Origin of the sequence: Streptomyces sp. NPDC096323, assembly GCF_040302845.1 — a bacterium.
Taxonomy (GTDB): Bacteria; Actinomycetota; Actinomycetes; order Streptomycetales; family Streptomycetaceae; genus Streptomyces.
Genome location: NZ_JBEOSI010000005.1, coordinates 414814 through 427859, shown reverse-complemented (window position 1 = coordinate 427859; position 13046 = coordinate 414814). Strand labels below are relative to the sequence as shown.

Annotated in this window: 11 protein-coding genes and 2 pseudogenes; 7 read left to right on the top strand and 6 right to left on the bottom strand. The window is 71.8% G+C overall.

Going from position 1 to position 13046, the window contains the following annotated elements; translation table 11 throughout:
* Window positions 1-12 precede the first annotated feature (12 nt).
* The 5 genes and pseudogenes from fahA to ABTX18_RS16885 form a co-directional block, all read right to left on the bottom strand.
* Window positions 13-1242 (bottom strand): fumarylacetoacetase, encoded by a 1230-nt coding sequence (gene fahA, locus ABTX18_RS16905; RefSeq protein WP_352123459.1) that lies wholly within the window; start codon window positions 1240-1242, stop codon window positions 13-15.
* 132 nt (window positions 1243-1374) lie between these two features.
* Window positions 1375-2265, bottom strand: coding sequence for a class I SAM-dependent methyltransferase (locus ABTX18_RS16900; RefSeq protein ID WP_352123458.1), 891 nt, complete (start codon window positions 2263-2265; stop codon window positions 1375-1377).
* 104 nt (window positions 2266-2369) lie between these two features.
* Window positions 2370-2981 carry a helix-turn-helix domain-containing protein gene (locus ABTX18_RS16895; RefSeq protein WP_352123457.1) on the bottom strand — a complete coding sequence of 204 codons (612 nt, stop codon included), beginning with the start codon at window positions 2979-2981 and terminating at the stop codon, window positions 2370-2372.
* A gap of 39 nt (window positions 2982-3020) precedes the next feature.
* On the bottom strand, window positions 3021-5015 hold the full coding sequence (locus ABTX18_RS16890) for a CocE/NonD family hydrolase (protein ID WP_352123456.1): 1995 nt from the start codon (window positions 5013-5015) through the stop codon (window positions 3021-3023).
* A 158-nt stretch (window positions 5016-5173) separates the two neighbouring features.
* Window positions 5174-5428: pseudogene (locus ABTX18_RS16885) on the bottom strand (peptide MFS transporter); the annotation flags it as partial.
* Between the two features lie 156 nt (window positions 5429-5584).
* Here ABTX18_RS16885 and ABTX18_RS16880 point away from each other — a divergent pair.
* The 7 genes and pseudogenes from ABTX18_RS16880 (at window position 5585) to ABTX18_RS16850 (ending at window position 11841) form a co-directional block, all read left to right on the top strand.
* Window positions 5585-6595, top strand: coding sequence for a polyprenyl synthetase family protein (locus tag ABTX18_RS16880; RefSeq protein WP_352123455.1), 1011 nt, complete (start codon window positions 5585-5587; stop codon window positions 6593-6595).
* Between the two features lie 221 nt (window positions 6596-6816).
* Window positions 6817-8094 carry a LolA family protein gene (locus ABTX18_RS16875; protein WP_352123454.1) on the top strand — a complete coding sequence of 426 codons (1278 nt, stop codon included), beginning with the start codon at window positions 6817-6819 and terminating at the stop codon, window positions 8092-8094.
* A 94-nt stretch (window positions 8095-8188) separates the two neighbouring features.
* Entirely contained in the window at window positions 8189-9142 is a 954-nt protein-coding gene (locus ABTX18_RS16870; RefSeq protein ID WP_352123453.1) for an ABC transporter ATP-binding protein, read from the top strand.
* Window positions 9129-10027 (top strand): annotated as a pseudogene (locus ABTX18_RS16865) (ABC transporter permease). Before ABTX18_RS16870 ends, ABTX18_RS16865 begins: the two are co-directional and overlap by 14 nt.
* Window positions 10028-10223: 196 nt before the next feature.
* Complete coding sequence (locus ABTX18_RS16860) at window positions 10224-10814, top strand: TetR/AcrR family transcriptional regulator (RefSeq protein WP_352123452.1); 591 nt, start codon at window positions 10224-10226, stop codon at window positions 10812-10814.
* A 128-nt stretch (window positions 10815-10942) separates the two neighbouring features.
* Window positions 10943-11098, top strand: coding sequence for a hypothetical protein (locus ABTX18_RS16855; RefSeq protein ID WP_352123451.1), 156 nt, complete (start codon window positions 10943-10945; stop codon window positions 11096-11098).
* Window positions 11095-11841, top strand: coding sequence for a PrsW family glutamic-type intramembrane protease (locus ABTX18_RS16850; protein ID WP_352123450.1), 747 nt, complete (start codon window positions 11095-11097; stop codon window positions 11839-11841). The genes ABTX18_RS16855 and ABTX18_RS16850 overlap by 4 nt, the downstream gene beginning before the upstream one ends.
* 273 nt (window positions 11842-12114) lie before the next feature.
* On the opposite strand, the gene ABTX18_RS16845 is transcribed toward ABTX18_RS16850, so the two are convergent.
* The gene (locus tag ABTX18_RS16845; protein ID WP_352123449.1) at window positions 12115-12921 is read right to left on the bottom strand and encodes an HAD family hydrolase; all 807 of its coding nucleotides are present in this window, start codon (window positions 12919-12921) and stop codon (window positions 12115-12117) included.
* Between the last annotated feature and the right edge of the window lie 125 nt (window positions 12922-13046).

The window sequence follows — 13046 nt, the reverse complement described above, 5'->3', positions numbered from 1 at the left end:
AGGGGAGCGGGGTCATGACGCGGGCACGATCCGGCCGGTCACCTCGCCGAGCCCGACGCGGGTGCCGTGCGGACCAGGGGCCCAGGCCGTCAGCGTCACCGTGTCGCCGTCCTCCAGGAACGTGCGCTTGCCCTCCGCAAGTTCCAGCGGGTCGCGGCCGTTCCAGGTGAGCTCCAGCAGGGAGCCCCGCTGGGCCGGGTCGGCGCCGCTGATGGTGCCGGAGCCGTACAGGTCACCGCTGCGCAGCGAGGCACCGTTGACCGTCATCTGTGCCAGCTGCTGGGCGGCCGTCCAGTACATGGTGGAGAACGGCGGCTCCGAGACGACCTGCCCGTTGATCGCGACGGAGAGCCGCAGATCGAAGCCGCCGGGCTCCTCCTCGTCCGCGTCGTCGAGGTAGGGCAGCAGGGGGAAGTCCCGCGCGGGCGGCGGGGTCCGGGCGGCGTCCAGGGCGTCCAGCGGCGTCACCCACGCCGATACGGAGGTGGCGAAGGACTTGCCGAGGAACGGGCCCAGCGGGACGTACTCCCAGGCCTGGATGTCGCGCGCCGACCAGTCGTTGAGCAGCGACAGGCCGAAGACGTGCTCGCGGAAGTCGGCGAGCGGTACCGGCCGGCCCTGCTCGGAGCCGACGCCGACGACGAATCCGACCTCGGCCTCGATGTCCAGCTTGACGGACGGGCCGAAGACGGGCGCCGGGTCGGCGGGGGCCTTGCGCTGCCCCGACGGGCGCACCACGTCCGTACCGGAGACGACGACCGTGCCCGCCCTGCCGTGGTAACCGATCGGCAGGTGCTTCCAGTTGGGCGTGAGCGCGTCGCCGTCCGGGCGGAAGATGCGGCCGACGTTGGTGGCGTGGTGCTCGCTGGCGTAGAAGTCCACGTAGTCCGCGACCCGGTAGGGAAGGTGGAGCGTCACGGAGTCGACGGGGTGGAGCAGCGGCTCGATGTCCGCGCGGTGGGCCGGCACCGTCACCCAGGCGGTCAGCGCCCGGCGCACATCGCTCCAGGCGGTGCGGCCCGCCGCGAGCAGGGCCATCAGGTCGGGCTGGGCCAGCAGTTGCGCATAGGGCGAACCCAGCGCGTGCGCGGCCGCCCCGGCGTCCAGCACATGGTGACCGATGCGGACGCCGACCCGCCGCTCGGCGGGCCGGTCGGGGGTGGAGAAGACACCGTACGGAAGGTGGTGCGGACCGAAGGGATCGCCCTCGGCCACGTCGAGCGGGCTGCTCTGCTCGGGCATCTGTTGCTGCCTCGCTTTCCAGGTCGCTGTGGGGGACACGTTACGTGGGGGACATCCCCAGGCCGCAGCACCCCAACCACCCCCAATGCCCTGGAAAGCCCTGGAAGACCCTGGAAAGTCAAGGCCGGGGCCTCAGGCGCGGCGGGCGGCCCAGACGCTGCGCTCGGTGCGCACGGCGAGATCCTCGCGGCGCAGGATGCTGTGCGGGCCGTCGGTGTCCAGGAGCACGTCGAGAGCGGCCAGGTCCTCGGCGTCGAGTGCGGGGGCGGCCACGTCCCGGATGCGCTGGAGGCTGCCGTGGGCGTAGCGGCCGATGGCGGGGCTGCGCTCGCCCTCGATGTTCACGACGAGGGTGCGCTCGGCCTCGACGGCGAAGCCGGCTGCTGTCAGCATCGGCCCCCAGTCGGCGCCGCGGTGCGGAACGTGCTCGGCGTGGAAGCTGTCGGTCGCGGCATGGGCGCGCTCCTCGAGACCGGGCCGGCCCTCGGGGGCGCCGGCCGGCAGGAATCGGGGGAAGCCCGCGAGCTCGACGACGGCGAACAGGCCATCGGGGGCCAGCAGGTCGCGAACGCTTCGGAGGGCGTGGCCGGGGTCGGCCATGTGGTGCATCGAGGCCGAGGCCCACACCAGATCCGGGGTGCCGAGGTCGGGCCAGTGGCTGCTGTCCAGGTCGGCCTGCACGGTCCGCACGCGCCCCTGGACGCCGCGGTCGCATGCCTTCTCGCGCAGGAGCTGCAGGTGCCCGGCCGACGTGTCGACGGCGGTGACGTGCGCGTCGGGGAAGCGTTCCAGGAGCGCGAAGGTGCCCGCGCCGGTGCCGCAGCCCAGGTCCACGATCTGGCCCGGCTCGCTCTTCAGCGGCAGCCAGGCGGTGAGGGACGCGATGTGCTCGGCGAGCACCTCGGCATCCAGATCGAGGATCTCCGCCTGCCCGCTGTCGCCGTGCTCGTGGTGATCGCCGTGGCCGTGGCCGGGGTGGCGGCCTTCGCCCTGATGGGGGGTGTGCTGGTGCGTGTGGGTCATGGCGCCACCGTAAGCCCGTCATGCGCCAGTGGCACGACTACTTGCGTACAACGCAAGAAGGTGGCGCGGTTTGCTGCCCGGCAGGCAACATCACCCCCCCGTGCCTAATGGCCCTGGAGATCCTGGACGCCTCCGCAGTCCGCTTCGGAGCCGTCGACGTCCTTCTGATGGCCGCGGCGGGCGTCGCGGTCGAAGATGCCCATGATCTCGCACGGTCCGCCCTCGGCGCCGATGGCGTGCGGCATCATCGTGGGGAATTCGGCGGCCTGGTTGGTCTCGATGCGAAAGCGCCGGTTGCCGAGCATGAGGACTGCGGTGCCGGACAGCACGACGAGCCATTCACGACCGGGATGGGCCCGCATGCGAGCCGGGTTGTCCGGCGGCGGCTCCGTCATCCTCTGGCGCACGACGCTCATACCGGGATCGCCCTTGACCGGCCAGCGCATCAGTCCGTGCTTGCCGTCGATCACCGGGTTGATCACGACATCGTCGGCGGCGTTCTCCACGAGCTGGTCCAAGGTGGTGTCCAGGGCGCGGGCGAGCGTGACGAGCTGGTCGAGGGCGAGACGGCGTTGCCCGTTCTCGATGCGGCTCAGCGAGGACTGGCTGAGGTGGGCGCGCGTGGCCAGCTCCTCCAGTGACCAGCCCTGCGCGACGCGCAGCGCGCGGATGCGTTTGCGTACGAGACTGTCCAGCTGCCCGTCCTCTTGCGTCATGGGCAATATCGTATGCGTACTCTGCAACGCGGGCCGGACTCAGCCCGCCGTGCGCGGGATGCGCTTCTCCCAGGTCCGGTGGAAGACGACCTCGCCGCCCTCCTTGCAGATCACCTCGTTGGAGGTGATGAAGTCGCTCGCGTCGGCGGCGATCTCGGAGCGTGACTCGATCAGTACGTCCCAGGGCATCTCCGGCCGGTGCAGCCGGACCGTCCAGTCGGAGCGGGTGCGCGCGGAGAGCGGATCGCGCTCCTGGATCGTGTACGTCTCCACCGTGTCCTCGGTGAACTCCAGGCCGTCGGGGTAGACACGCGTGCCGCCGTACCGCGGGTCGACCTCCATCCGCCACTCGCCCTTGGCGACGTCACGGACGACGAGCCGCTCGGGCCGCTGCTCGTCGAGCGTGACGGGGAGGACGACGCCGAGCGGTTCGGACTGCTCGGGCTCCTCGAAGCGGATCGCGGGGTCCTCGGTGTGCCGGCGCACCGGGAGTTCGACGAGGCTGCCGTCGGCCTCGAGGGTGAAGCCCTTCGAGCCGGCCTGCGGCCAGATCCACGGCCAGTACGCGGAGGAGACCGCGAGCCTGATCCGGTGGCCGGGCGGGAAGGCGTGCCCGATGGCGTTCAGCTCGAAGGTGACGTCCTCCGTCGCACCGGCGGGCCAGTCCTCCGCGCGGTCCGGGCCGTTGCGCGCGGCCAGGTTGAGGACGCCTCGGGTGACGAGGGTCGAGGAGCCGTCGGGGGCGACGTCGCAGAGCCGGGCGACGGCCTGGCCGCGCGGAGCGTCCATCCGGATCCGCAGCCTCACCCGGGGGCGGCCAAGGATCTCGATCGGGGCGTCCTCGACCGGGAATTCGAAGCACACCGACTTGGCGTCCTCGTCCCGCTGGTCGGGCGGCAGGTCGGCGTCGCTGCCGAATGGGAGGAACCGGCCGGCGTCCACCCCGGTCTGCTGCGGCGAGTCGACGGTCTGCGGCCCGCCCTGGAGGGCGTACGCGATGGGCGCGACGTTCTCCGACGGCCAGCCGGCGTCCCCGACCCAGCGGCCCGGCAGGGTCTCGTAGACCGTGGCCGGCCGGTGCGACTCGCTGATCCAGGACCGCAGCAGCGGCTCCGCCATGACGCCGGTGTCCTTGTCCTTCAGATGCTGGTCCCACCAGCGCAGCGTCTCCTGGAGGAAGCCGATGCCGGGCCCCGGCGGGAGCCCGCGGTCGGGGTACTGGTGCGACCAGGGCCCGATGATCCCGCGGACCTTCGCCGGGTCCAGGTGCTCGACGAGCCGGAGCACGGTGTCGCGGTACGGGTCGTGCCAGCCGCCCACCGCGAGGACACCGGCCCTGATCGCGGAGTAGTCCTCGCAGACGCTGCCGTGCTTCCAGTAGTCGTCGCGCGTCTGGTGCGCCAGCCAGGTGTGGATGAACGGGTCCACGGCTTCGAGCCGGTCCAGCCACATCTCCCGCCAGTCGTCGCCGACGTCCGCCGGGTCGGGCGGCCGGCAGACGAAGGCCAGCATGGCCGCCGCCCAGGCGTGCATGTCCACGGCGAGGACCGAGCCACCCATGTAGTGGACGTCGTTGTCGTAACGGTCGTCGGTCGAGCACACCGTGACGACCGCCTTCAGCGGCTCAGGGGCCAGTGCGGCGATCTGGAGCGAGTTGGAGCCGCCCCACGAGATACCGAACATGCCGACCCGGCCCGAGCACCACTCCTGCTGGGCCAGCCAGTGGATGACGGCCACCCCGTCGGCGAGCTCCGCGGCGTCGTACTCATCGCCCGGCATCCCCTCGCTGTTGCCGTGCCCGCGCACGTCGACCCGGACCGAGGCGTAGCCGTGGCCCGCGTACCAGGGATGGCGCTGCCAGTCGCGCGGCGCGGTCCAGTCGCTCAGCCGGCACGGCAGGTACTCCAGCAGCGCGGGCACCGGTTCGTCGGTGACCGGCCGCCAGATCCGGGCGTACAGCTGGGTGCCCCCGGGCAGCGGGATGTAGAGGTCCTCGTGGGTCGTCTCGTACGGGAACGCGGTCCGGATGTGCATACGGGTCCCTCAGCGGACGGGGTGCATGGTGCACCTGAGCCAGGGTGCGGCGGCGATGACGGCCGCAGGGGCCACCACCGCGACAGCGCCATTGACACCGAAATCTTGTCGGACGTGTGCGGCCGGCGCGGCCCCGGCTTCGCCCGGACGGCCGCGACCACCGGGGCGAGATGGACGAGGGTGCCGTGCGCGGCGGCGACGGACGCGGCGGTGCCGGCCTCCATCCCCGTGCCGCCGTGCGCGACCGTGTCGGCGAAGCGGAGGACCCGGATCGCCCGCACGCCGAGGAACGAGAACCGCTTCCGTACCTCCAGGCCGGACACGGTCCTCAGACCCCGCGGCCGGCCCGGGAAGGCATGGTCGTCACCCGGCGGGGGCACGGCGGCTTCGGTGTCTGCGGCGGCGTGGGACAAAGGGGCAACTCCTGATCGTATGAGCTGATCCCGAACATACCGGCGGTCGCGGGAAGCCGCCCACGGTGATCCAAAGGGGACCGGATACGCTGACTTGAGTGATGGCAGCGACACATCGACATTCCGTGTGATCGTCAGCAGACAGGAGATCCCCTCGTGACCGTCGTCGGGCCGTTCGGACTGAGCGTGCGGGACCAGGCTCTTGAGGCCGGTGTCCAGGCCGGTTTGGCTGCTGTCGAGTCGGGGCTGCTCGATGCCACCAAGAGCGAGGTGCCCTTCATCACGGAGGCCGCGCAGCACCTGGTGCGCGCGGGCGGCAAGCGGTTCCGGCCCCTGCTGGCGATGCTGGCCGCCCAGTTCGGCGACGCCGACGCGCCGGGCGTGGTGCCCGCCGCCGTGGTCGTCGAGCTGACGCACCTCGCGACGCTGTACCACGACGACGTGATGGACGAGGCCGACGTACGACGCGGAGTCGACAGCGCCAATTCCCGCTGGGGCAACTCGGTGGCCGTGCTGACCGGCGACTTCCTGTTCGCGCGCGCCTCGCACATCCTGGCCGACCTCGGCCCCGAGGCCGTCCGCATCCAGGCCGAGGCGTTCGAGCGCCTGGTCACCGGCCAGATCCTGGAGACCGCGGGCCCGCGCGACGGGCGCGACCCGGTCGAGCACTACCTCGACGTGATGCGCGGCAAGACCGGCTCGCTGATCGCCGTGGCCTGCCGGTTCGGCGCGATGATGTCCGGCGCCGACGAGTCGACGACCGACATCCTCACCCAGTACGGCGAACGGCTCGGCGTCGCCTTCCAGCTCGCCGACGACGTCCTCGACATCGCCTCCGACTCCCACGAGTCCGGCAAGACCCCCGGCACCGATCTCCTCGAAGGCATCCCGACCCTGCCCGTCCTCCACCTGAGGGCGCAGGCCGCGGCCGACGGCAAGCCGGACGACCTGGAGCTCGTCGAGCTGCTGGACAGTGACCTGAACGGCCCCGGCAGGCTGGAGGAGGCGCTGCGCCGGCTGCGCGCCCATCCGGCACTCGACCAGGCGCGACGCGACACGATCCGGTACGCACAGGAGGCGCGGGCCACCCTGAAGCCGCTGCCCTCGTGCTACGCGAAGGACGCCCTGGAAGAGATGTGCGACGCCGTGGTGCACCGCGCGGGCTGAGTTCCCGTCACCGCCGACCCCTACGGGACGGCGGAGCTGCCGTCCCCCGATGTCATCCCGGAGAGGTACGCGGAGTTGCTCCCGCGGGCTGACGCCTGGAGCCGCCCGATTTGGTCAGATGGAGAACAACCACTCCTGAACCAAAAAACGGGTGAGAATGGCGGCAGGGAGTGGACGAGTGCATCCGGACGGAAGCCGCCGACCACGGAGGTAGGGCACACATGGCACCGAACGACAGCGCAGGGACCAACGGCACGGCGGCGCCCGGCACCACGGGCGCCGGCGCGGTCCGCCGGAAGGCGGCGCGCTACATCGTCCCGGTCGCGGTGGCGGGGGTGGCGGCCGCGACGATCGGGCTGGTCCCGGCGCTCGCGAGCTCGGGAGACCCCGATCTGCCGAAGATCACCGCACAGGAACTCATCGAGAAGATCGCCGCCTCGGACACGCAGCAGCTCTCCGGAACGGTGAAGATCAGCACCGACCTCGGCATCCCGTCGATCGGCGGCCTGGCCGGCTCCTTCCTTTCGGACGGCGCGGGCGACAAGGGCTCGGCGAGCGCCGACCCGCAGGCGAAGCTGACGGAACTGGCCTCCGGAACGCACACCCTCAGGGTGGCCGCCGACGGCCCCGACAAGCAGCGGGTGTCCATCCTGGACGACGCGTCCGAGTACAGCCTGATCCACAACGGGGACCAGGTCTGGGCGTACGACAGCAAGTCGAACGCGGTCTACCACGCGAAGGACGAGGCCGGCCGCGGCAAGGAACAGGCCGCCCCCGAGGCCGCCCCCGAGGGCGTGCCCACCACCCCGAAGGCCCTGGCCGATCAGGTGCTGAAGGCCGCCGACGGCACGACGTCCGTCACGGTGGGCGGCACGGCGCAGGTCGCCGGGCGCGACGCGTACCGGCTGGTCATCAAGCCCGAGCAGAGCGGCTCCACGATCGGCTCGGTCACGATCGCGGTGGACGCGGAGAACGGCACACCGCTCAAGTTCACCCTGCAGCCCAGCAGCGGCGGCAAGGCGGTGATCGACGCGGGGTTCACCTCGGTCGACTTCAAGAAGCCCGACGCCTCCTCGTTCTCCTTCACCCCGCCCAAGGGCGCCGAGGTCACCGAGGCGGACGAGGCCGAGGGCCACGCGAAGGCCGAGGCCGAGAAGGCGAAGGGCGACCTGGCCGAACTGGGCGGCCTGGGCGGTCCGGGCGGCCTGGGCGCCCTCGAGGGCGCGGACGGCATGAAGGTGATCGGCAAGGGCTGGAACGCCATCGCCGAGATCAAGACTCCCGGCGGGGGCGCCCTCCCGTCGGCGGAATCGGGCGACGTACCGTCCGAGGCCCAGGGGTTCCTGGACGCCCTCGGCGACAAGGTCACCGGAAAGTTCGGCTCGGGCACGGTCTTCAAGACCCGCCTGGTCAACGCTCTGATGACGGACGACGGCCGGGTCTACGTCGGCGCGGTCACCAAGGACGCGCTGGTGAAGGCCGCGGACAACGCGAGCTGAACCGCCCGTCGTATGCCGTCGCGCGCACGGCCCGCCCGCCCCGCCGTAGCCTCCGTACGGCGGGGCGGGCGCGGACGCGATCTGGGGAGCACACATGACAGGGGCCGACACCGCGCCCGTGATCGAGACGCGGGGTCTCACCAAGCGCTACCGCGGCGGCCAGCTCGCCGTCGACGGGCTCGACCTCACCGTCCCCGGCGGCAGCGTCTTCGGCTTCCTCGGGCCCAACGGCTCCGGGAAGACCACCACCATCAGGATGCTGATGGGCCTGATCGAGCCGACCTCCGGCACCGCGAGCATCCTGGGCCGCCCGATGCCGGGCGCGGCCCGCACCGTGCTCCCGGAGGTCGGTGCGCTGATCGAGGGCCCCGCGCTGTACGGGTTCCTGAGCGGCCGGGACAACCTCGTGCGCTTCGACTGCGCCGACCCCACCGCCGATCCGCGCACCCGGAGCGCCCGCGTCGGCCACGCCCTGGAGCGGGTCGGTCTCGCCGCCGCGGCCGGCAAGAAGGCCCGGGCCTACTCGCTGGGCATGAAGCAGCGGCTCGGACTCGCCGCCGCCCTGCTCCGGCCCCGCCGGCTGCTCGTCCTGGACGAGCCGACCAACGGCCTGGACCCGCAGGGCATGCGGGAGATCCGCACCCTGGTCCGGGAGCTCGCCGCCGAGGGCACCACGGTCTTCCTCTCCTCCCACCTCCTCGACGAGATCGAGCAGATCTGCACCCACGCGGCCGTCATGGCCCGGGGCCGGCTGATCACCCAGGGACCCGTCGCCGACCTCGCCGCGGGCGCCCTCGGCCGGCTCGCCGTCACCACGCCGGACCCGGCCGACGCCGCCCGCGTCCTGAAGGAGCACGGCATCACGGGCATCACGCTCGACGGCGACCGGGTGCGCGCCGACACACCGGCCGGCTCCGTCGAGCTCGCGGACCTGAACGCCGCCCTGGTCCGCGGCGGGATCCGGGTCCGGTTTTTCGGCGTCGAAAAGGCCTCGCTGGAGGACGCGTTCGTCGCACTCACCGGAGAGGGATTCGATGTCGCAGGCTGACCGCGCACTCGCCGGGACCGCCCCGGACGCCCCGGCCCGGCGCAACCCGCTGTGGACGCTCGGCATCCTGCGGTCCGAGCTGACCACCACCCTGCGCCGCCGGCGCACCCTCGCCCTGCTCGGCGTACTGGCGGCCGTCCCCGTACTGATCGGGATCGCGGTCCGCATCGAGACGTCCGACGGTTCGGCCGCCGGACCCGGCGGGGGTGGAGCCGGGCCCGCGTTCCTCTCCCAGGTGACCAACAACGGTCTCTTCCTGGTCTTCGCCTCCCTCGCCGCGACCCTGCCGGTCTTCCTCCCGATGGCGGTGGGCGTCATCGCGGGCGACGCCGTCGCGGGCGAGGCCAACGCGGGAACGCTGCGCTACCTCCTGGTGGCACCGGCCGGCCGGACCCGGCTGCTGCTCGCCAAGTACGCCTCCACCTTGGCGTTCTGCCTGGTCGCGACGCTCGTCGTGGCGGCCTCCGCACTGGCCGTGGGAGCCCTGCTCTTCCCCACCGAGGACGTCACGACGATCTCCGGCACCCGGATCGGCTTCGGCGAGGGCCTGCTCAGGGCCGGGCTCGTCGCGGTGGCGGTCGCGCGTCCCTGATCGGCTTCGCGGCCCTCGGACTCTTCGTGTCGACCCTCACCAACAGCGGGATCGCGGCCATGGCGGCGACGGTCGGGGTGCTGATCACCGTACAGATCGTGGACGCCATCCCGCAGCTGAGCGGCATCCACCCGTATCTCTTCCCGCACTACTGGCTGTCCTTCTCGGACCTGCTGCGCGAGCCGTTCTACTGGGACGAGGTGCTGAAGAACCTGGAGCTGCAGGCGCTGTACGCGGCGGTGTTCGGCTCGGCGGCCTGGGCGCGGTTCACGGCGAAGGACATCACCGCCTGAGCGGAGCGGCTCCGGCACCCGTACCGTCGGCCGGCGAGCCGTCCCCCGATCGGCTCGTCGCGGCACGAACGGCACGAACGGTGCGAAGGCAAGGAACGAGCCGACACGGCACGTTCCGTTTCCCGCTTGGGCATTGTTCGACTTTTGGCGACGGACTGTCAACAACGATTGGCTTGAACGGACCTATGCTCACCGAATGATCACATCGCCGAGTTCACTGCGCCGGAGCGAAAGCTCCCGCAGGGCGACCCTGGAGGCCGCCCTCGACCTCTGTACGGAGAAGGGGTACGGCCGCGTCACGGTGGAGGCCATCGCGGCCCGGGCGGGGGTCAGCAAGAAGACGATCTACCGCTGGTGGCCGTCGAAGAGCGCGGTGCTGCTGGAGGCGTTCACGGAGGCCCTGGTCACCGCCACCCCGTTCGCCGACACCGGTGACATCGCCGCGGACCTGCGCACGCATGTGACGGGCGCGGTGAGATTCCTCGCCGAGCCGCCCTTCGGCCCCGCGTACGCCGGCATACTCTCCGAGCTCCACCACGACGACGCCCTGGCCGAAACGGTCCGCACCCAACTGATCGATCCCCGCTTCGAAGCAGCGGTCGATCGCCTGCGATCCGCGCAGCACCAGGGCCAGATCCCACCCGGCGCCGATCTGCGCCTCGCGGTGGAGATGCTCTACGGCCCCGTCTACTACCGCCACGTCCTGCGCAAGCCGATGCAGGACCCGGAGACGGTGGCATCCCTGGTCGGGCACGTGCTGCGGTCGCTGGGGGCCGGGGGCAGCTGAGGGGCGACCCCCTCGGCACATTCGCTCCCTGTGCTTGAGCACAGCCGGCCCAGGAACATCCTTGTGTGCCAACCCCGTTTGCTCTAGCTTTTGCATGCGCGTTTGCAAATTGCGCCTGGGGGGTGGGCATGGCGTTCTGGATGGCGGCTGCGTCGGTGTGGGCGGTGTTGCAGTTGCTGCTGCTCACCTGGCCGGTGCGCACGGTGCGCTGGCCGACGGTGTTCGTGGCCTTCGGGGTGGGGGCATACGGCTGCGTCGTGCATCGATGCTGGTGGAACTGGTGACCGCACGCCAACTGGCCGCCTCGCGCCACGAGTCGGTCAGTGCCGTGCTGGACACCGTGTCATGGACGACGGCCCCGGTCGCGGAGGAGCTGATCAAGATCGCTCCGCTGCTGCTGGCGGGGTGGGCACTGCGTGGCCGTATGCGGTGGGGGCTGGCCGACTTCGCGGTGCTGGGCGGGGCCCTGGGAGCGGGCTTCAGCCTGCTGGAAGAGCTGCTGATGTACGCCGGGTCGGGGGCGAAGGCGGTGCCCCGGGAATCCGGCGGCTGGCAGATTCCGGCGAGCCTGATGTCCCAGGTCTACGTCCCGGGCCCGGGCGAGGTATTGGGGCACTGGTTCCCGGCGCCGACCGGATTGGCGGTGACCGGCGGCCTGGTGGTGCGGATGCCGTACGACATGCACGTCTTCGCCAGCGTGCTGGCGGGTGCCGGGGTGGGGCTGCTGCTGTGCGGGGCAGGCCGGCTGGTGCGGGCCTGCGGCGTACTCCCGGTCACCGGTGCGATAGCCGTTCACTGGGTGCACAACTACGCGGCCGTCTTCCCGGACAACGAGATGGCGGGGAGTGGCGGGAGCGACTCACCGGATCGTGGGGCCTGTGGATCATCCTGGGATGCCTGGCGCTCGCCTGGGGGTGGAGCGTTGGAGCCGTCCGGCTCGGCGTACGGCGCGAGAGCGGCGTCCGGCTCGATGGGGAGCGGCAGGGCCGCGGCAGCGCGCAGGTGCTGTTCGCCTTCGCTCTGCTGAAGCCCCCGGCGACCTGGCTCATCGCGCTGGGGTACGCACGGCAGCGTCGCGCCCTGCTGTACGCGGCGGCCCACCCCCGTACCCGTCCCGAAAAGCTGGAGCCGCTGCGGACGGGGGTGGTCGAACGGACGCGGCAGCTGAATCAGGTGAACGACGAGGCGGCCTGGCGCGGCCGGTCCCATCCCGCTCCGCTTCCCCGGCCAGTATCACGACCTGGAAACGGGCCACCACTACAACCTCCACCTCGATCTCAACTTCGGGAGCTCGTTCCAGTCAGGGGAAGACGCGTTCCAGGACCAGGGCGACGCCGTCCTCCTCGTGGGAGCGCGTTATCTCGTCCGCGGCCGCGCGCGGGAGCGGGTGGGCGTTCGCCATCGCCACGCCGTAGCCGCAACTGCGGAACATCGGCAGATCGTTGGGCATGTCCCCGAAGGCGATAGCGGTCGCCGGGTCCAGGCCCAGGTGCTCGGCGGCCGCCGCGATGCCGGTGCCCTTGTCGACGCCGTACGGCTGGAGTTCGACCGTCCCCGGGCCCGAGTGCGTCACCGTGGCGAGGTCGCCCACGGCCGCGTGGGCGGCGGCTGCCAGGGCGTCGTCGTCCAGGTCCGGGTGGCGGATCAGCACCTTGATGAGGGGCGTGGCCCACAACTGGTCCCGGTGGGTCGCCCGCTGGGCCGGCAGTGCGGGGTGCGGCATCCGGTAGCCCGGCTCGATCAGGGTCCGCCCGTCGGCCCCGTCCTGGTCGACCGCCGCAAAGACCTGGCCCACCTGCGCCTCGATCTTGCCGAGCGCGGCGTCGGCCAACTCCCGGTCCAGGGTGGCCGCGTGGACGATGCGCCCCGCCCCGGCGTCGTACAGCTGCGTTCCCTGGCCGCAGACCGCGAGCCCCTGGTAGTCCAGAGCCGAGAGCAACTCCCGTACCCCCGGTACCGGCCGCCCGGTGACCACGAGGTGCCGGGCTCCGGCGGTGGCGGCGAGAGCAAGCGCGGCGCGGGTGCGGGGACTCACGGTGTCGTCGCGGCGCAGCAGGGTGCCGTCCAGGTCCGTGGCGATGAGGGCATATGCGGGCGGGAGAGGCATGGGGCAAGCGTAAAGTTCCGCGAATTCCGCTGTACGGCCCTGACCTGCGGCGATGGTCCGGTGTCGGGAGGCAGCCCGTAGGACGTGGGGGCGTACCGGGAGGAAACGTACCGGCTGGGTCCAGG

Bases quoted from the DNA above. Each gene is read 5' to 3' on its own strand.
- ABTX18_RS16860 (WP_352123452.1), top strand. From the start codon at position 10,224: ATGATCACATCGCCGAGTTCACTGCGCCGGAGCGAAAGCTCCCGCAGG.
- fahA (WP_352123459.1), bottom strand. From the start codon at position 1,242: ATGCCCGAGCAGAGCAGCCCGCTCGACGTGGCCGAGGGCGATCCCTTC.
- ABTX18_RS16855 (WP_352123451.1), top strand. From the start codon at position 10,943: ATGGCGTTCTGGATGGCGGCTGCGTCGGTGTGGGCGGTGTTGCAGTTG.
- ABTX18_RS16845 (WP_352123449.1), bottom strand. From the start codon at position 12,921: ATGCCTCTCCCGCCCGCATATGCCCTCATCGCCACGGACCTGGACGGC.
- ABTX18_RS16900 (WP_352123458.1), bottom strand. From the start codon at position 2,265: ATGACCCACACGCACCAGCACACCCCCCATCAGGGCGAAGGCCGCCAC.
- ABTX18_RS16895 (WP_352123457.1), bottom strand. From the start codon at position 2,981: ATGACGCAAGAGGACGGGCAGCTGGACAGTCTCGTACGCAAACGCATC.
- ABTX18_RS16890 (WP_352123456.1), bottom strand. From the start codon at position 5,015: ATGCACATCCGGACCGCGTTCCCGTACGAGACGACCCACGAGGACCTC.
- ABTX18_RS16870 (WP_352123453.1), top strand. From the start codon at position 8,189: ATGACAGGGGCCGACACCGCGCCCGTGATCGAGACGCGGGGTCTCACC.
- ABTX18_RS16875 (WP_352123454.1), top strand. From the start codon at position 6,817: ATGGCACCGAACGACAGCGCAGGGACCAACGGCACGGCGGCGCCCGGC.